The 18,156-nt window shown below is 69.5% G+C and carries 16 protein-coding genes; 5 read left to right on the top strand and 11 right to left on the bottom strand.

From position 1 onward, the window contains the following. Positions 1-20 precede the first annotated feature (20 nt). The 3 genes from MRBLWS13_RS06235 to MRBLWS13_RS06225 are packed head-to-tail and all read right to left on the bottom strand — an operon-like array spanning position 21 to position 3,703. On the bottom strand, positions 21-1,661 hold the full coding sequence (locus tag MRBLWS13_RS06235) for a DNA repair helicase XPB (RefSeq protein ID WP_349428155.1): 1,641 nt from the start codon (positions 1,659-1,661) through the stop codon (positions 21-23). Positions 1,662-1,712: 51 nt separating this feature from the next. After that, positions 1,713-3,434 carry a helicase-associated domain-containing protein gene (locus MRBLWS13_RS06230; RefSeq protein ID WP_349428154.1) on the bottom strand — a complete coding sequence of 574 codons (1,722 nt, stop codon included), beginning with the start codon at positions 3,432-3,434 and terminating at the stop codon, positions 1,713-1,715. Positions 3,435-3,439: 5 nt separating this feature from the next. Continuing rightward, on the bottom strand, positions 3,440-3,703 hold the full coding sequence (locus MRBLWS13_RS06225; RefSeq protein ID WP_331910384.1) for a multidrug ABC transporter ATPase: 264 nt from the start codon (positions 3,701-3,703) through the stop codon (positions 3,440-3,442). A gap of 144 nt (positions 3,704-3,847) precedes the next feature. Here MRBLWS13_RS06225 and MRBLWS13_RS06220 point away from each other — a divergent pair, with 144 nt between their 5' ends. Next, positions 3,848-4,231 carry a cold shock domain-containing protein gene (locus MRBLWS13_RS06220; protein ID WP_349428153.1) on the top strand — a complete coding sequence of 128 codons (384 nt, stop codon included), beginning with the start codon at positions 3,848-3,850 and terminating at the stop codon, positions 4,229-4,231. After that, positions 4,215-5,093, top strand: coding sequence for a DUF3027 domain-containing protein (locus tag MRBLWS13_RS06215; RefSeq protein WP_349428152.1), 879 nt, complete (start codon positions 4,215-4,217; stop codon positions 5,091-5,093). Before MRBLWS13_RS06220 ends, MRBLWS13_RS06215 begins: the two co-directional genes overlap by 17 nt. Before the next feature lie 81 nt (positions 5,094-5,174). Here MRBLWS13_RS06215 and MRBLWS13_RS06210 read toward each other — a convergent pair whose 3' ends face one another. The 6 genes from MRBLWS13_RS06210 to MRBLWS13_RS06185 form a co-directional block, all read right to left on the bottom strand. After that, positions 5,175-7,517, bottom strand: coding sequence for a glycoside hydrolase family 3 N-terminal domain-containing protein (locus MRBLWS13_RS06210; protein ID WP_349428151.1), 2,343 nt, complete (start codon positions 7,515-7,517; stop codon positions 5,175-5,177). Further along, complete coding sequence (locus MRBLWS13_RS06205; RefSeq protein WP_349428150.1) at positions 7,514-8,566, bottom strand: ABC transporter permease; 1,053 nt, start codon at positions 8,564-8,566, stop codon at positions 7,514-7,516. The genes MRBLWS13_RS06210 and MRBLWS13_RS06205 overlap by 4 nt, the downstream gene beginning before the upstream one ends. Before the next feature lie 2 nt (positions 8,567-8,568). Then, a complete protein-coding gene (locus MRBLWS13_RS06200) occupies positions 8,569-9,648 on the bottom strand; it encodes an ABC transporter permease (protein ID WP_349428149.1) in 1,080 nt (359 codons plus the stop codon). Then, positions 9,645-10,454 carry an ATP-binding cassette domain-containing protein gene (locus MRBLWS13_RS06195; protein ID WP_349428148.1) on the bottom strand — a complete coding sequence of 270 codons (810 nt, stop codon included), beginning with the start codon at positions 10,452-10,454 and terminating at the stop codon, positions 9,645-9,647. The genes MRBLWS13_RS06200 and MRBLWS13_RS06195 overlap by 4 nt, the downstream gene beginning before the upstream one ends. Beyond that, positions 10,451-11,275, bottom strand: coding sequence for an ABC transporter ATP-binding protein (locus MRBLWS13_RS06190; RefSeq protein WP_349428147.1), 825 nt, complete (start codon positions 11,273-11,275; stop codon positions 10,451-10,453). Before MRBLWS13_RS06190 ends, MRBLWS13_RS06195 begins: the two co-directional genes overlap by 4 nt. Positions 11,276-11,350: 75 nt before the next feature. Further along, positions 11,351-13,003, bottom strand: a complete 1,653-nt coding sequence (locus MRBLWS13_RS06185; RefSeq protein ID WP_349428146.1) for an ABC transporter substrate-binding protein — start codon at positions 13,001-13,003, stop codon at positions 11,351-11,353. A gap of 199 nt (positions 13,004-13,202) precedes the next feature. On the opposite strand from MRBLWS13_RS06185, the gene MRBLWS13_RS06180 reads away from it, so the two are divergent. Continuing rightward, positions 13,203-13,880, top strand: a complete 678-nt coding sequence (locus tag MRBLWS13_RS06180; RefSeq protein WP_349428144.1) for a TetR/AcrR family transcriptional regulator — start codon at positions 13,203-13,205, stop codon at positions 13,878-13,880. Here the strand turns inward: MRBLWS13_RS06180 and serC are convergent. After that, positions 13,856-14,971, bottom strand: a complete 1,116-nt coding sequence (gene serC, locus MRBLWS13_RS06175) for a phosphoserine transaminase (protein WP_349428143.1) — start codon at positions 14,969-14,971, stop codon at positions 13,856-13,858. The genes MRBLWS13_RS06180 and serC overlap by 25 nt on opposite strands. Positions 14,972-15,638: 667 nt before the next feature. Here serC and MRBLWS13_RS06170 point away from each other — a divergent pair. Beyond that, positions 15,639-16,472 (top strand): DUF559 domain-containing protein, encoded by an 834-nt coding sequence (locus tag MRBLWS13_RS06170; RefSeq protein WP_349428142.1) that lies wholly within the window; start codon positions 15,639-15,641, stop codon positions 16,470-16,472. A gap of 396 nt (positions 16,473-16,868) precedes the next feature. Here MRBLWS13_RS06170 and MRBLWS13_RS06165 read toward each other — a convergent pair whose 3' ends face one another. Further along, positions 16,869-17,234: a DUF5655 domain-containing protein gene (locus MRBLWS13_RS06165; protein ID WP_349428141.1), complete on the bottom strand. Its 366-nt coding sequence runs from the start codon at positions 17,232-17,234 to the stop codon at positions 16,869-16,871. Positions 17,235-17,374: 140 nt separating this feature from the next. Between MRBLWS13_RS06165 and MRBLWS13_RS06160 the strand changes: the two genes are divergently transcribed. Beyond that, a complete protein-coding gene (locus MRBLWS13_RS06160) occupies positions 17,375-18,076 on the top strand; it encodes a metal-dependent transcriptional regulator (protein ID WP_308869867.1) in 702 nt (233 codons plus the stop codon). Positions 18,077-18,156: the final 80 nt, after the last annotated feature.

The raw sequence follows: 18,156 nt of genomic DNA, 5'->3' as shown, positions 1-18,156 counted from the left end.
CGTTCGGCGTTCTCTGGGTGTCAGGCCGCGAGTGAGTGCGCGTCGAGGATCGTGTAGGCGTAGCCCTGCTCGGCGAGGAACCGCTGCCGGTTCTGAGCGAAGTCCTGGTCGACGGTGTCGCGGGCGATCAGCGTGTAGAAGCTCGCCGTGTGGTTCGACTGCTTGGGACGCAGCAGGCGTCCGAGCCGCTGCGCCTCCTCCTGGCGCGAGCCGAACGACCCCGATACCTGGATGGCGACGGATGCCTCGGGGAGGTCGATCGAGAAGTTCGCCACCTTCGACACCACCAGCACCGAGATCTCGCCGACGCGGAACGCCTGGTACAGCTGCTCCCGCTCGTCGATCGGGGTCTGGCCCGTGATCTTGGGGGCGTTCAGAGCTTCGGCGAGCACGTCGATCTGGTCCAGGTACTGGCCGATGATGAGGATGCGCTCGCCCTCGTGGCGCGCCACCAGGTCGCGGACCACGCCGATCTTGGCGGGCGCGGTTGCTGCGAGGCGGTACCGCTCGTCGTCGGCGGCCGCGGCATACTCGAGGCGGTCGCCGGCAGGCAGGTCGACCCGCACCTCGTAGCAGACGGCCGGCGAGATGAAGCCCTGAGCCTCGATCTCCTTCCATGGCGCGTCGAACCGCTTGGGCCCGATGAGGCTGAACACGTCGCCCTCGCGGCCGTCCTCGCGCACGAGCGTCGCGGTGAGCCCGAGCCGCCGCCGCGCCTGCAGGTCGGCGGTGAGCTTGAACACGGGCGCGGGCAGCAGGTGCACCTCGTCGTACACGATGAGGCCCCAGTCGAGGGCGTCGAGGAGGGCGAGGTGGGCGTACTGCCCCTTCCGCTTGGCGGTGAGGATCTGATACGTCGCGATCGTGACCGGCTTGACCTCCTTGGCCTGACCGGAGTACTCGCCGATCTCCTCGGCGGTGAGCGACGTGCGCTTGAGCAGCTCGTCGCGCCACTGCCGGGCGCTGACGGTGTTCGTCACGAGGATGAGGGTCGTGGTCTTGGTGTCGGCCATCGCCGCCGCGCCGACGAGAGTCTTGCCGGCGCCACAGGGCAGCACGACGACGCCCGACCCGCCCTGCGTGAAGATGTCGACGGCCTGCCGCTGGTACGGCCGCAGGTGCCAGCCGTCCTCCGCGAGGTCGATCGGGTGCGGCGTGCCCGGCGTGTACCCCGCGAGGTCCTCGGCGGGCCAGCCGATCTTCAGCAGCTCCTGCTTGATGTGGCCGCGCGCCCACGCGTCGATGACGAAGGCGTCGGGGGAGGGGCGGCCGATCAGCAGCGGCTGGATGCGCTTGTTCTTGGACACCTCGGCCAGGACCGCGGCATCCGTCGATCGGAGGATGAGCTCGCCCTCTTCGTTGCGTTCGATCACCAAGCGCCCGTAGCGGCCCACCGTCTCGGAGATGTCGATCGACACCGACGGCGGCACCGGGAAGCGCGACCAGCGATCGAGCGTTGCGAGCATGTCACCCGCGTCGTGACCGGCCGCCCGTGCGTTCCACAGCCCGAGCCGGGTGATGCGGTACGTGTGGATGTGCTCGGGGGCGCGTTCGAGCTCGGCGAAGATCGCGAGTTCGTGCCGCGCGCTCTCCGCATCGGGGTGCGCGACCTCGAGGAGAACCGTGCGGTCGCTCTGGACGATGAGGGGGCCGTCAGCCATAACGTGCCAGTCTACCGGGGCTCGCCGGCGACCGGCGCACCCTGGATGGACTCACGCCGCGCCGACGCTCACGATGCTCGACACCGGGAGGGTGCGCTCGATGTCCGCGGCGCGATCCCGCCCGCGCAGGCGTCCGCCGCCGAGGCCGGCCGCCTCCAGCACGAACGAGCGCTCCGAGCCGTCCGGCATCCGCACGACCACCAGGATCTCGGCGCGGGCGCGCACGGCCTGCTCGAGCTCGCGTTCGAGCCAGCCCGCCTCGCCCTGAGTGCCGTGCCCGCCCCGCAGCGTGCGGATCAGGCGGGCATACGTCGCCTCCGGAGCCGCCGGGGGCACGGACGGCGCGACCGCGGCCCGGCGGTGGACCGACTCGGCCGCACCGTCCGCGTCGAGCGCGACCACCGGGTAGCGCGCGTCGGCGAGGCTCCAGTAGACGGCGTCGCGAGCCACCCGCGACGTGAGCAGGCCGCTGTCGGCGATGAGGCCCAGCGGGCGCAGTGCCTGGTCGATCGCGATCGCGTCGAGGAGGCCGGGGTCGGAGCTCTCCACGCGCGTGCGCCCGGTGAGGTGGTCCGTGCTCACGCGCACGAGCCCGTGGCGTGCGGCCGTGCTCTCGATGAGGTAGTCGAGCGGCTGAGGGATGCCGGTCAGCGACAGTTCGGCGAGGAAGGCGCGCATCGAATCGGCGGTCTCGCCCTCGGTCATGCCAGCGCCCACCGACGCCGCGGTGAACCGGTACGTCGACGCCTGCGCGCGGGACTCGCGCACGGCGATGGAACGCAGGCGCAGGTCGAGGGCGGGCGCGAGCGGACCCGGCGCGATCGCCGTGAGGTCGGCCTGCAGATAGACACGGTCGATCTCGGCGGGGAGGTAGGCGGCCATGGTGCCGGCATCCGCAGGCTCGCCGGCCCGCAGCGCCGTGGTCCAAGCGAACTCGGCGGCGGGGTCGTCCCTGCCGAACAACCCCCAGCGCACGCCGATGCGGCGCAGCCTGTCGGCGCGTGCCGGCCACTCCGGGTCGAGCGGGTAGATGTCGGGCCACGCGTCGGGCACGAGGAAGCCGTGCGCCGGGGTGCGCAGCCCGTCGGGCAGCGCGGCGCGGAACCCCTCGGCGATGGTCTCCCAGCGCTCCGGCGTCGGGGCCTCGAGCCACTGCTCGCCCGCGTCGGTGACGGTCCACTCGCGTTCGCGGGCGTCCGCGAGTCCCGCGTCGGCGGCGGAGGCGAGTAGGTCTTCGAGGTCCTCGGCGAACTCGATGGCGCCGGCATCCGTCAGCCGCCGGCGGTCCACTGCGCTGATCGGTCCGGCCCCCGTGCGTGCGAGCGGAGCGTGCAGGCACGCCAGCAGGATGTCGGCGAGCGAGCCGGCGGTCGTGAACGCACGCTCGGCGGCGGCCGCGGCGGCGCGCGGCTCGGCCGGCACCGGGTCGGCGGGTGCGAGGACGGGGCGGAAGGCGTTCGGAGTCGCGTCGGCGGCCGCAGCGACCCGCTCGACGACCGCCGTGTAGGCGATGCCCTCCGCATCGACGAGCGCGAGACGCGCGGGCGCGCCGTCGAGCGGACCCGCTCCGGTGTGCAGGGCGATGAGGTCGCGCCGGTCGAGATGCGTCAGCGCGCGGTCGACCGACGTGGGATCGAGGAGCCCCTCGGCCGCGTCGAAGAAGTCGTGCCAGCCGCTCTGTGCCGAGACGCCGCGCGCCGCGAGCGTCCGGGCGAGCGCGGCGTCACCGAGTTCGGCGAGCCGCGTCGCAAGAGCGCGCGCGTCGGAGACCAAGCGTGTCAGCCTCCTCGGTTGGCTCGAGCCCTCCGCACGAAGCTCATGATCAAGACCGCGAGCAGCAGTGCGAACGCCACGAGAGGAGCGACGTACACCAGCACGCCCACGAGGGGCCAGACGCCGGTGCTCATGTCGGCGCCGGCGGCGGACGCGATCATGATCGCGAAGAAGCTCAGGATCGAGAGCACGAGCAGGCCCAGCGACATGAAGGCCAGGATGCGGTCGATGCGGCGGACGGGAACGTCGCCGGCAGGGTTTGTGCTCATCCGCTCCAGCCTACTCGCTGGCGTCGGCGCCACGATCCGAATGTGCACCGGTCCGTTAGGCTGGGTACCGGGGTTGGAAGACCCCGCTTTTGTCATGCTCTGTTTCGCCGCGGTGTTCGCGGCGACCGATCCAGCGAGGTTTCGATGCCCACCGGCAAGGTCAGGTTCTACGACGAGGAGAAGGGGTTCGGCTTCATCACCTCTGAAGACGGTCAGGACGTCTTCCTGCACGCCACCGCCCTGCCTCCCGGCACGCCCGCACCCAAGGCCGGCACGCGGCTCGAGTACGGCATCGCCGACGGCAAGCGCGGCCCGCAGGCGCTGTCGGTGCGCGTGCTCGAGGCCCCGGTGAGCCTCGCCAAGCGCTCCCGCAAGCCCGCCGACGACATGGCGATCATCATCGAGGACCTCATGAAGCTGCTCGACGGCATCGGCGGCGACCTCCGCCACGGCCGATACCCGAGCGGCGCGCACGCCAAGAAGGTCGCCGCCGTGCTGCGCAAGGTGGCTGATGAGCTCGACGCCTGATCCGGCCGATCCTGCCGACGTCGTCGCCGCAGCGGACGCCGCCTCTGACGCGCCATCTGACGAGTCCGCAGTGACGGATGCCGCATCCGCTGCCTCGGACGAGGCTGCCGTCGTCGAGCCCGACGAGGCCGACGTCGTCGAGCCGGACGAGGCTGCCGTCGTCGAGCCGGACGAGGCTGCCGTCATCGAGCCCGATCCGCAGCTGCTCGCCGCTCACGACCTCGCGCTCGCGGCGCTGCGCGAGATCACTCCCGAGACGTCGATCGGCGAACCCGCGGACTATCGCGTGGAAGCCGGAGGAGTCGTCTCGCTCCGGTTCGCGAACCGCCTCTCGGGCTACCCGGGGTGGTTCTGGACCGTGAGCCTCGCGCGCGTCGACGATGCCGAGCCCACCGTGCTCGAGGTCGAGCTTCTGCCGGGCGACGGCGCGCTGCTCGCGCCGGACTGGGTGCCGTGGGCCGTGCGCCTCGCCGACTACCACGCCGCGCAGGCGGCGCTGGCCGAGGCCGCCCACGCCGAGGATGACGAGGACGACGAGGACGAAGACCTCGACGACGTCGATGACCTCGATGCGTCGGACTTCGACGACGACGGATCGTCCATCCTCCACGCCGGCGACGTCGACGGGGTCGACATCGACGAGCTCGCCGAGGCCGGTGCCGACGATGACGAGGACGCCGACGACTCCGACGAGGATGACGACTTCGACGAGGACGACGAAGAGGACGACGACTTCGACGACGACCGCGATGATGACGACGAGTCCGACGACCTCGACGACGACGAGGAGTCCGACGAGGACGACTCGGACGACGACTCGGACGACGAGGACTCAGAAGAGGACGACGCCGACGAGTCGTGAGGCCTGGCCCCTCGGAGCACGACGACAGGGTGGATCACCGCTGCCCGCAGCGCAGCGGTGATCCACCCTCTCGCGTCGGCGTCAGCGGTGCTCGACGGCGCGTCGGTCGGACGAGGTCGACGTTGCCGCGGCGTCCGCGACCTGGAATCGGGCGCTGAGGAGGGCATCTTCGCGTGAGGACGGGCCGACCAGCAGCTCGAACTCCCCGGCCTCGACGAGGCGCCTGCCGGCGGCATCCACGATCGTGCAGTCGGCCACCGGCAGCGACAGCTCGACCGTGGCAGTCTCGCCGGGCTGCAGATCGACGTGCCGATAGGCCTTGAGCTCCTTGTCGGCCCAGCTGACAGATGCCAAGGGGTCGCGCACGTAGACCTGCACGACCTCGTGCGCGGGGCGTTCGCCCCTGTTGCGCAGCTCGACCAGCGCGCGCACCGTGCCCTCGCGGTCCGGCGCGGGATCCACCATCCGCAGGCCCGAGTACTCCACCGTCGAGTACGACAGGCCCTCGCCGAACGCGAAGGCGGGACTCTGCGTCAGATCGGCGTAGCGGTCGCCGTGCTGGCCGCGGATCCGGTTGTAGTAGATCGGCAACTGGCCGGCGTGGCGGGCGAACGAGATCGGCAGGCGACCGGTCGGCTCGATGAGCCCCAGCAGCAACTCCGCCACAGCCTGACCGCCCTGCATTCCGGGGTTCGCAGCCCACATCAGGGCCGCGGCATCCATCACCGTCTGCGGCAGGACGTGCGGCTTCGATGCGAGCAGCACCACCACCAGCGGGGTGCCGGTGCCGGCGAGCGCCTCGAGCAGGGCGAGCTGGCCGCCGACGAGCTCGAGCGTCGCAGTCGATCGGCCTTCGCCGACCAGCTCGATGCGATCCCCGACCACGGCGACGACGTAGTCGGCACCCTCGGCCGCGGCCACCGCCTCCGCGATGAGCGCCGCGTCCGGCGGGCTCGGCACGACGACCTGGGGCCGAGGCTGCCCGTCGGGGAAGAACGCGCCCTCGGGGTCCTCTTCGAGGGTGAGGATGTCGGCACCGCGCGCGTGCCGGATCTCCCAGTCCGCGGGGGCATGCGCGCGCAGGCCGTCGAGCACCGTCGTGATCATCCCGCGGGGGTGGCCGTCGGGGATCCAGTCCACCTGGCCGGATGATCCGGCCCAGTCGCCCAGCTGCGTCTGCGCATCGTCGGCGAGGGGGCCGACGACAGCGATGCGGCGGGGGCCGGATGCCGCGACCCGGACGCGTCCGGATTCGTCCGCCGTCACGCCGCCGGCGAGCGGCAGCGTGCCGTCGTTGCGCAGCAGCACGAGGGATCGACGTGCCGCCTCGAGGTTGAGCGCGGTGTGCTCGGCCGAGCCGACCGCCGCCGCGATGCGCTCGCGGTCGGGCAGACGCGGGTCTTCGAAGAGGCCGAACTCGAACTTGAGCAGCAGGATGCGGGTCACCGCGCGGTCGAGGGCTTCCTCGGTCATGAGGCCGTGCCGCAGCGCATCGAGTGCGCCCTGGAAGAAGCCGGGCGTGGTCATGATCATGTCGTTGCCGGCGAGCACGGCGGCAGCGGCGGCGTGCGCGTAATCGGGCTGCACCTTCTGCTCCCACACCATGCGCCCGACGTTGTCCCAGTCGGTGATGAGGGTGCCGGTGTATCCCCACTCGCCGCGCAGCACGTCGTTGAGCAGCCAGTCGTTGACCGTGATGGGCACGCCGTCGATGCTCTGGTATCCGAGCATGAAGGTGCGGCATCCCTCTTTCGCCACCCGCTCGAACGGCGGCAGGAACCACGAGCGGAGCTTGCGCTGCGAGATGTCGGCCTCGCTCGCATCGCGGCCGCCCTGGGTCTCGGAGTAGCCGGCGAAGTGCTTGGCCGTCGCGAGGATCGCGGTGGGGTCGTCGAGGCCACCACCCTGATAGCCGCGCACCATCGCCGATGCGAGCTCGCCGATGAGGAACGGATCCTCGCCGAATGTCTCGTCGACCCGGCCCCAGCGGAGATCCCGCGCGATGCAGAGCACCGGCGAGAAGGTCCAGTGGATGCCGGTGGCCGACACCTCGACCGCGGTCGCGCGTGCGACGCGCTCGGCCAGTCCGGCATCCCACGACGCCGCCATGCCGAGCTGGGTCGGATAGATCGTCGCGCCCTCCCAGAAGGAATGGCCGTGGATGCAGTCCTCGGCGACGAGGAGCGGGATCCGCAGGCGCGTCTGCAAGGTGAGCTCGCGGGCGCGCAGCACCTTCTCGGGCGAGGGGTGCAGGATCGACCCGGCGTGCATGCGCACGACCTGATCCTCGAGATCTTCGCGCGCGTCGAGCTGCAGCATCTGGCCGATCTTCTCCTCTGCCGTCATGCGGCCCAGGAGATCGGCGATGCGGTCGGCGACCGGGAGCGAGACGTCGAGGTACGCGGGACTGGTCGCGGTGGTCACGCGTCCTCCTGCGTCTTCATGTCGGTGCGCACGACGGTGACGGTGTCGTTCACGTTCATGCCCTTCTTCTTCATGGCGCGGGCGCGCTCACCGGCGGACCGCAGGCGCGGGTTGACGTACTCGTCGATGCCGAAGTTGATCAGCGAGAGAGCCACGCCGATGGCGGCGATGCACAGGCCCGGAGGCAGGAACCACCACCACTGGCCCTGGCGGAAGGCGCCCTGCGCGCTCGCCCAGTTGAGGATCGTGCCCCAGTTGTAGGTCGTCACCGGGATGATGCCGATGTACGACAGGGTCGTGAGGCCGATGATCGCTGCGGTCACGGTGCCCACGAAGCTCGCGGCGATCAGCGCCATGAGGTTCGGGAGCATCTCGACGGCGATGATCCGTCGCAGGGGTTCGCCGTTGGCCCGGGCGGCCTGCACGAAGTCCCGACTGCGCAGCGACATCGTCTGGGCGCGCAGCACGCGCGCGCCCCAGGCCCAGCCGATGAGGCCCAGTACTCCCGCGACGAGGATGAGGGGCGGATCCTCGAACATCGACGCCACGATGATGATCAACGGGATGCCGGGGATCACGAGGAAGACGTTCGTGAGAGCTGACAGGCCCTCGCTGCGCCACCCGCGCAGGTAGCCCGACAGCACACCGACGACGATCGCGATGACCGTGGCGATGATCGCTGCCAGGAAGCCCACCACGATGACACCGCGGGTGCCGTGGATGACTTGGCTCAACACGTCCTCGCCGATGTGCGTCGTGCCCAGCCAGTGCTCCGCCGACGGCGGCTGGAAGCGCGCCGTGTTGTCGACCTTCGTGGGGGAGTACGGGGCCAGCACATCGGCGAAGATCGCGACGAGCACGAAGAACCCGAGGATCGACAGGCCCGTGATCGACTTCCTGTTGCGGAACATCGCGAATGCGGCGCCCAGCTTGGACCAGAAGGTCGGCTTGCCCGGCACCTTGCCGGCCGGGGCGGGGCTGCGGACGGTGGCCGTCGCCGGCGTGTTCGTCGGACGCTGCGCTGTCGTGTCGTTGACGATCGTGTTCATGCTCAGGCCTCCGTCTGGCGCGTGCGCGGGTCGAGGAACGCGTAGGCGACGTCGGCGAGGAGGTTCGCCAGCAGCACCGAGATCGTGAGCACGAGGAACACCCCCTGCATCAGGGCGTAGTCCTTCGCGTTGGTGGCGTCCAGCAGGAGCTTGCCGACGCCGGGATAGCTGAACACCACTTCCATCACGATCGTGCCGCCGACGATGAAGCCGAGCGCCAGCGCGAAGCTCTGGATCTGGGGGAGCACGGCGTTGCGAGCGGCATAGCGCCAGAGCACCCGGTCGTTGGGCATGCCCTTGGCCTGCGCGACGGTGACGTAGTCCTCGTCGAGCACCGTGAGCATCATGTTCCGCATGCCCAGCATCCAGCCGCCGAGCGAGGCGATGACGATCGTCGCCGCGGGGAGGAAGCCGTGATGGAGCACGTCGCCGATGAACTCCCACGACCACTCCGGCGCCACGCCGACGCCGTAGGCCTTGCCGATCGGGAACCACCCGAGCGCGACCGAGAAGACCGAGATCGCCAGCAGACCCAGCCAGAAGTAGGGGATGGTGCTGAAGAAAGTGGTGATGGGGATGAGGACGTCGAGTCGGCTGCCTCGGCGCCAGCCGACGATGGCGCCGCCGATGGTGCCGATCGCGAAAGCGAGGAGCGTCGCGAAGCCGACGAGGCCGACCGTCCAGATCAGGGACTGGCCGACCACCTCGGTCACCGGCCGCATGCCGTGCAGCAGCGAGATGCCGAGGTCGCCGCGGAGAAGGAGGCCCCAGTAATCGACGTACTGCTGCCAGAGCGAGGTGTCGGTATCCATTCCGAGCAGGGCGCGCAGAGCCTCCGCCGCCTCGGGCGTGACGTTGCGGTTGCGCGCGAGGTACGCGCTCACCGCGTCGCCCTTCATCAGGCGCGGCAGGAAGAAGTTGATCGTGATGGCAGCCCAGAGCGTGAACAGGTAGAACAGGGCGCGGTTGCCGAGGAAGCGCCAGGGGACGCGGGTGCGGCCCTTGACGGCACTGGTCGCGGTCGTGCCCTCCTCGATCGCGTCGAAGCCCGGAGTTGGCAGCTGGGGGGCGACGGCGCTCACTTCTCACCTCCGAGGATGCCGGCTGCGTGCGCGAAGTAGGTGTCGGGATCGGGAGATGCGGCGCGCAGCTCCTGGGTGTACGGGTTGTCGGGACGCAGGATCACGTCGTCGGCGGGTCCGCGTTCGACGACCCGCCCCTGGTTGAGCACGAGGATCTCGTCGCTGAAGTGCCGGGCGGTGGCGAGGTCGTGCGTGATGTAGAGCACTCCCAGCCCCTCCTCGCGCTGCAGATCCGCGAGCAGGTTGAGCACCCCGAGGCGGATCGACACGTCGAGCATCGAGACGGGCTCGTCGGCCACCAGCAGCTTCGGGCGGGATGCCAGGGCCCGGGCGATCGCGACGCGCTGGCGCTGACCCCCCGAGAGCTCGTGCGGCCGGCGGTCGATCACCGCGTCGGCGTCGAGCCGCACGCGGCTGAGGAGCCGACGCACCTCGTCGTCGAGCTGGCCCTTCGGGACGACGTCGTCGAGCTGGAGGGGCCGCTGGATGGCGTAGCGGATCGAGTGGTACGGATTCAGCGACGCGAAGGGGTCCTGGAACACCATCCGCAGCTGCTGACGGTACGCACGCAGGCCCTTGCCCCGACGGGGGATCGGCTCGCCGTCGAGACGCACCTCGCCGCTCGTAGGCGTCTCGAGCTGGGTGAGGATCTTCGCGATGGTCGACTTGCCGCTTCCGGACTGGCCGACGAGGCCGATCGTCTGGCCGGAGCGGAGCGTGAAGCTCACGTCGTCGAGCGCTTTCACCTGGCCGGCGCCGCGCACGGAGTACACCTTCGTGACGCCGTCGAACTCGAGGACGGTCATCGGTGGACCACCCCTCTCTCGCCGGTGAGTCTGGGGAACGAGGCCAGCAACGTACGGGTGTACTCGTCCTGGGGGTCGGTCCAGATCCGCTCCGCGGTGTCGAGCTCGACGATCTCGCCGTCGCGCATGATCGCGATGCGGTCGCTGATCTCGAGCAGCAACGGCAGGTCGTGGGTGATGAAGATCACCGAGAATCCGAACTCGTGACGCAGGTGCGAGATCTGACGCAGGATCTCGCGCTGCACGAGCACGTCGAGGGCGGTGGTCGGCTCGTCCATGACCATGAGCTGGGGGCGAAGCGCGAGCGCCATCGCGATCATGACGCGCTGTCGCATGCCGCCGGACAGCTCGTGCGGGTACGAGCGGTAGCGCTGCGCGCCGACCTTGACGATCTCGAGCAGTTCGACGACGGCCTCGCGCCGCTGCGAGCGGGAGAGAGCGGGGCGGTGGACCTCGAAGACGTCCTCCAGCTGGGAGCCGATGGTCGCGACCGGGTTCAGCGAGTTCATCGCGCCCTGGAAGACCATCGAGATCTTGTCCCAGCGGAAGCGGCGCATCTCCTCGGCCTCGAGGCTGTTGATGTCGACGTCCTCGCCGGTCGCGTCGTGGAAGACGACGGAGCCGCTCGTGATCACGGCCGGGGGCTTGAGCAGGCGCTGGACGCCGTAGGCGAGGGTCGTCTTGCCGCATCCGCTCTCGCCGGCGAGTCCGAGGATCTCACCGCGCTGGAGTTCGAGGGTGACGTTCTTGACCGCCCGTACCGGGGGATCGACGTCGTAGACGATCGAGAAGTCGTGGACGGAGAGCAGCGATTCGCTCATCGGTGCTGGTTCGCTTTCGTGAGGGCTGACGTGCAGGCGGGACGGATGCTGCGCATCCGCCCCGCCTGCGGTGTGTCATTCGGCGGGCTGCAGCTGCGTGAGGATCTGCACGATCGCGGGCTGCGTCGGGTCGGCCGAGGCGTACTGGTCGTCCTCCGACGGCCATCCGACGTAGTTGCGCGTGTTGAACTCGCCCAGGAGCGGGTGCGCGCCGAGCGGGATCGCCGGCACGTTCTCGACGAACGCCGTCTGCATCACCGCGAGAGCGGCTTCACGATCGGCGTCCGACGACGCGTTCGCGTAGGTGTTCAGCGCGTCGGTGACCGCGGGGTCGTCGAAGCGGCCGAAGTTGAACGCAGCCTTGCCGTCGACGATCCACTTCGGGTCCATCGTGGACGTGTACAGGCCGTACGCGTTGCCGGTGTCCTCGAGCCAGTGGATGATCGCCTGGAAAGTGCCCTCCTGGCGTGCAGCATCCCAGCCGCCCCAGTCGGGCTGGTCGACCTTGACGTCGATGCCGAGGCCTTCCTTGAGCTCCTCGGCGATGAGCGCCTGCTCGGTGTTCCAGTCGCTCCAGCCCGCGGGGACCGAGATGGAGAACGAGACCGGCTCTCCGTCCGGGTCGATGAGCGCGTCGCCGTCCCAGGTGTAGCCGGCGTCGGTGAGGATCGCGCGGGCCTTGTCGACGTCGACCGAGTAGTTCTGTCCGGCGTACTCGGGAAGGACCTCGTCATCCAGCAGCGTGCCGAGACCGGTGACGCTCCAGACCACCTCGCTCGCGCCTTCGCGCGCGATGTCGACGTAGGCTTGACGGTCGATCGTCCAGGCGAGCGCCTGACGGAGTGCCGGGTCGTTGAACGGCTTGGTCTGCAGGTTCATGAACAGCGTTCCAGCGCCCGCGGTGGGCGACGCGAGGAACTTGTTGTCGGGATCGGCCGACAGGTAGCTGTCTTCGATCTGGGGGATGAACGCCTGCGCCCAGTCCGCCTCGCCGGTGGCGAGCGCGGTCGTGAGGGCCGCGTTGTCGCCGTAGGAGACGTAGTGCAGCTCGGGCACGGCCAGCTCGCCGCCCCAGTAGTCGGGGTTCGCGGTGAGGGTGACCGACTCGGTCGTCCACGAGTCGAGCACGTACGGTCCGGTGCCCACGACCTGGCCCTCGCCGGTGAGAGGGTCGGTGTTCGGGTCCTCGATCTCGCTCCAGATGTGCTCGGGCACGATCTGGAAGTGCAGCACGCGGGCCTGCTGTGTGTACTTCGAGCTGTTGAAGTCGATGGTGACGGTGTCGCCGTCGACGTTCACACTCTTGATGTCGAGTGCGTTGGTGTCGTTGAGCTTGCCGTCGAGCACCTGATTGAAGGAGAACGCGATGTCGTCGGCGGTGAACTCCTCGCCGTCGCTCCAGGTCACGCCGCTGCGGGCGACCGCGGTGAGCTGGGTGTAGTCGTCGTTCCACGTCACGGACTCGGCCAGCCACGGTGTGGTGCCGAGGTCGCCGGTCGGGTTGACGAGTGCGAGGGATTCGAAGATGACCTTGCCGTAGGCGTACTTCGAGGCGGACGAGTCGCCCAGGTACGGGTTGTTCGACTCGGTGGTGATCGCGCCGTCGGGCTTGGCGATCGTGAGCGCCGCTCCGGCGGAGTCGGCGTCGTTGCCACCCCCACCGGCGCAGCCGGTGAGCACCAGCGCCGCGGCGACACCGACGGCGGCGAACGTTGTTCTGAGCCTCATTGCTTCTCCTTGATGTGTGAGCACGACGTCGTGTCTCCCGCAAGTGACGACGGCGTCAGGGTGATTGCCGGATCAACTTACAATCAAGTAAGTAACTTTTGCAACTAGGGTGGTCCGCAGCGCATGGGAAGGCCGTGCGTAGACTCACAGCGCCGGCGAAATCGCACTCGGGACCCGGCGAAGAAGGGGGTGCCGACCGATGGCAGGACAGCGTCGGCAGCCGCGCTCGCGGCCCGAGACACTCGCCAAGCGACGCGACATCCTCGATGCCGCCGTCGAGATCTTCGGCAGCAAGGGGTTCACCGGAGGCACGCTCCAGGAGATCGCCGACCAGGTCGGCATGACCCACGCGGGGATCCTCCACCACTTCGGCTCGAAGCACGAACTGCTCCTCGAAGTGCTGCAGCACCGGGACGAGACCGATGTCGCAGACCTCGATGAACAGCACATCCCTGACGGGCTGGCGCTCTTCCGCCACCTCGTGCGCACGGCATTCGTCAATGCGCACCGGGCCGGCATCGTGCAGGCCTACGTCGTGCTCTCGGCCGAGTCGGTGACCGACGACCACCCCGGTCGCGACTTCTTCGAGAAGCGCTACCGGACGCTGCGGGCCGAGGTCGCGCACGCGTTCGCGGTCGTGTGCGCCGAACGCGGCATCACGGCGCCCGACACCGTCGGCTTCGCGTCGACGAGCATCCTGGCCGTCATGGACGGGCTCCAGGTGCAGTGGCTGCTCGACCCCGACGCCGTCGACCTGGCGCACGCCTCGGAGTTCGCCATCGAGGCGATCGTCTCCGCGGTGCTGTCGCCGTCACCGTCACCGCTCGACGACGCCGCCGGCGAGGACGCGGATCAGCCCAGTCGCTCGACCGTGTAGTCGATGCAGCGGATGAGCTGACGCACGTCGTCAGGCTCGATCGACACGAACGTCGCGACGCGCAGCTGGTTGCGACCGAGCTTGCGATAGGGCTCGGTGTCGACGATGCCGTTCGCTCGGAGGCTCTTGGCCACGGCCGCGGCATCCACCGACTCGTCGAAGTCGATGGTCACGACGACGGGGGAGCGGTCGTCCGCATCGGCGACGAACGGCGTCGCGAAGGCGGATGCCTCGGCCCAGTCGTACAGCGCCTGCGACGACTCGCGCGTGCGGGCGTCCGCCCACTGCAGGCCGCCCGACGAGAGGATCCAGTCGAGCTGCTTGTCGAGGAGGAACAGCGTCGCGAGCGCCGGGGTGTTGAGGGTCTGGTTGAGGCGCGAGTTGTCGAGGGCGTTCTTGAGGCTGAGGAACTCGGGGATGTAGCGGCCCGACGCCGCGATGCGCTCGATGCGCTCGATCGCCGCCGGCGAGACGAGCGCGAACCACAGGCCGCCGTCGGAGCCGAGGTTCTTCTGCGGCGCGAAGTAGTACACGTCGGCCTCGTGCACCGAGAAGTCGATGCCGCCCGCGGCGCTGGTCGCGTCGATGACGGTGAGGGCGCCCTCGTCGCCGTGCACGCGCGTGACCGGGGTCGAGACGCCGGTAGAGGTCTCATTGTGCGGCCAGGCGTAGACGTCGACGCCCTCGACCGCCTCAGCGAGGGTGCGGGTGCCCGGCTCGGCCTTGCGGACGTCGGGAGCATCGAGCCACGGCGTCTTCGCCGCGGCGGCGAACTTCCCGCCGAACTCGCCGAACACGAGATTCTGGCTGCGCTTCTCGATCAGGCCGAAGGCCGCGGCATCCCAGAATGCGGTCGAGCCGCCGTTGCCGAGGATGACCTCGTAGCCGTGCGGCAGACGGAACAGCTGGCTCAGCTCGGCGCGCACCTGGCCCACCAGGTCCTTGACGGGCGCCTGACGGTGCGACGTGCCCAGCAGCGCCGCTCCGGGTCCTGCGAGCGCCTCGATGTGGGCGGGCGCGATCTTCGACGGGCCGCACCCGAAGCGTCCATCGGTGGGAAGGATCTCGCGGGGCAGGAGGACGTGGGCCATGCGTCGATTCTAGAGAGCCGCGCGCCGGCGCCCCGTCCCCGTGACAGCCTGTGACGCTGCGGCTCGGGATCGCGCGGCGCCCGCCGGGCCTCCGCCACGTCTTCAACAGGTCAACCGGCCCTCCACAGGAGAACCGGGGGCGCGGATCTCCTGCGGAAGCGCGGTTGACCTGTTGAACGGCGAGCGGGAGGTGTCACCAGTCGCGGGTGAGGGGGCGGGATACGGAGCGGTGCGGGTATCCGTCGTCGCGGGTGTCGGCACCCGTCGTCGAGCGTGCCGGCATCCGTCGTCGCGGGTGTCGGCGTCCGTCGTCGTGAGTATTGTCGGCACCCGTCGTCGCACAGGTCAACCGGCCTTCTCCAGGAGAACCGGGGCCGCAGATGTCCTGCGGACGCGCGGTTGTCCTGTCGAACGGGGTGGCGTTGTCGCCACTCACGTGTGAACCGGCGGCATCTGGCGCGGCGCGACCTCCGAGGGCCCGGCACCTGCGTGCAACAGGCCAACCGGCCCGCTACAGGAGAACTGCGCCGCAGACCTCCTGTGGAAGCGCGGTTGACCTGTTCGCCGCCGCCTCCACAGAGGGGCGAACGGATGCTGTCGGGCCGAGTTGTCCCGAAAACAGCCGTGGCCGACGGTCGAGCCCTTGAGGATCCGAGACTCTGCGGGGATGGCAGATCTCCGGGACGAAGTGAAAGACCTCGGCGGGGTTGTCCGCACGACCGCGCTCGTGGACGCAGGCACGAGCCGGCACGCGATCGCCGCGGCGCTGGCTGACGGACGGCTCACGAGTCCTCGGCGCGGATGGGTGGCAGTCGGGGATGCCGACCCGTATCTCCTCGCGGCGGCCCGAGCAGGTGTCGTGCTGACGTGTGTCACCCGCGCGAAGCGGCTCGGTCTCTGGGTGCTGGGGGAATTCGGGGCGCACGTCGGTGTGCCTCCCACCGCGTCACGGTTGAACCTGCCCGACGGCAAGGCCACGGTGCACTGGTCGGTTCCCGCCGAGCCACGCGCCCCCGGTGCGCTGGAGGACAGCATCCTGAACACGCTCGTCATCGTGGCGAGCTGTCAGCCATACGAGCGGGCACTGGCAGTGTGGGAGTCCGCGCTCAACAACGGGCTGGTGGCGAAGGGCGAACTCGCGCGCTTGAGCCTGCGACCCGCGGCGCGCCGGGTGCTCAATGCGGCGGGCCCGTTCTCGGACTCGGGGCTGGAGACGCTCTTCGCCGTGCGTCTCAAATGGCTGCGGCATCCGGTTCGCTGCCAGATCTGGATCCAGGGGCACCGCGTCGACTTCCTGATCGGTGACCGTCTCGTCGTGCAGATCGACGGCGGGCACCACGTCGGTCTGCAGCGAGCCGAGGATGTCGCGCACGACGCTGCGCTGATGCTGCTCGGCTATCACGTGATCCGAGTGACCTACGTGCAGGTGATCGAACGCTGGCATGAGGTGCAGGACCTCATCATGCGCGCGGTCGCGCAGGGGCTTCATCGGGCGGTGTGAGGCACGTGCGACCGAGCGCGGTCTTCCTTCGCCGACAGGTCAACCGCGCCTTTACACGTGGTGGGTGCGCGAGTTTCTTCTAGAAGCGTGATCGACCTGTTTCGCAGGATCAAGTGGGACGCTGCACCTGCTTCGCGTCTGGATTGGCCCGATGGTAGCGAACTGGGCCGTGTGCGTGCTTCCGTCAACAGGTCAACCGCGCCTCTACAGGAGAACGGACGTCGGAACCTCCTGTGGAAGGGCGGTTGACCTGTGGAAGGGCGGTTGACCTGTGGGGGAGGACCGGACGGGGACTGGATGCCGCGACGAGTGCGTCCGGCCGCGGCGGCGCGCTCACGCATCGTCCAACAGGCCCGCCGCGGTGCGGGTGTCGATCAGTGGAGATGCGCAAGAACGCTAGCGAGCCTCTTCATAGGCGCGCTCCATCCAGGTGATCAGCTCGCGATCGACATCCTTCACCGTGCGCAGTTCCAGATGGTGCATCCACGTCGACGACGACGGATGAGAGACCTCCTTGAATCGAGGGGAGCGCAGTTCCTCCCGAAGCGCGATGGACACGACTACTGGCACGTCACTCTTCACGTAACGTTCGGGTGCCCACGCGTAGGCGAATCCTCGACGGGCTCGGAATGCCACCTGGCTCTTCGACACCACGACCTCGACGCCTTCGAGTCCGACGAGCGGCCGGGCGAGCGCGCGGTAGATCGAGACGGCCTTCTCGTCGGGGGCGAAGAACTCTTCCCCGGGCATCGGCTGAGTCATGGCGCAACACTATTCCGACGGTCCCGGTCCTCCAGCACTGGCAGCTCGAACTCGGCGGAGGACTCCCCGGGGGCCGGCCTGGGCATCGGGGGCAGAGGATAGGCTGTCCTCAGCCCCTTGACAACACTGAGGACACCGCGATGACCGATCTGATCGACACCACTGAGATGTACCTGCGCACGATCCTCGAGCTCGAAGAGGAGAACATCGTGCCGCTGCGGGCACGGATCTCGGAGCGCCTCGGGCACTCGGGCCCCACGGTGTCGCAGACCATCGGCCGTATGGAGCGCGACGGGCTCGTCGTCGTCTCTGAGGACCGTTCCCTCGAGCTCACCGCCGCCGGCCGGCAGAAGGCCGTCGACGTCATGCGCAAGCATCGGCTCGCCGAGCGCCTGCTGTCCGATGTCATCGGGCTGGACTGGGCCTACGTGCACGAAGAGGCCTGCCGCTGGGAGCACGTCATGAGCGAGCAGGTGGAGCGCCGGCTCGTCGAGTTGCTCGGCCACCCCACCGAGTCGCCGTACGGCAACCCCATCCCCGGGCTCGACCAGCTCGGCGATGTGCCGACGAACGGCTTCGAGCAGGGTGTTGTGGGGCTGGTGCGCCGGCTGAATGACGCCGGCGAGCCGATCACCGGCACGGTGCGCCGCCTCGCCGAGCCCGCGCAGGTCGACCCCGAGCTGCTGCAGCAGCTCAAGGGCGCCGGCGTCGTGCCGGGCGCCGTGGGCGACTACCGCTACAACGAGGGCTACGTGCTCGTGCAGATGCAGGGCAACGACGAGGGCCTCGAGCTTCCGGTCGAGATCGCGTCGCACATCTTCCTCGTCGACGAGACCCGCTGAGGAAAGCGGATGCCGGGCCGAGCCCCTCGCTGAGGGAAAGCGGATGCCGGGCCGAGCCCCTTGCGGAATGACGGCGCTTC

Source organism: Microbacterium sp. LWS13-1.2 (assembly GCF_040144835.1).
Lineage (GTDB): Bacteria > Actinomycetota > Actinomycetes > Actinomycetales > Microbacteriaceae > Microbacterium.
This window is presented reverse-complemented; position numbering and strand designations above follow the sequence as displayed.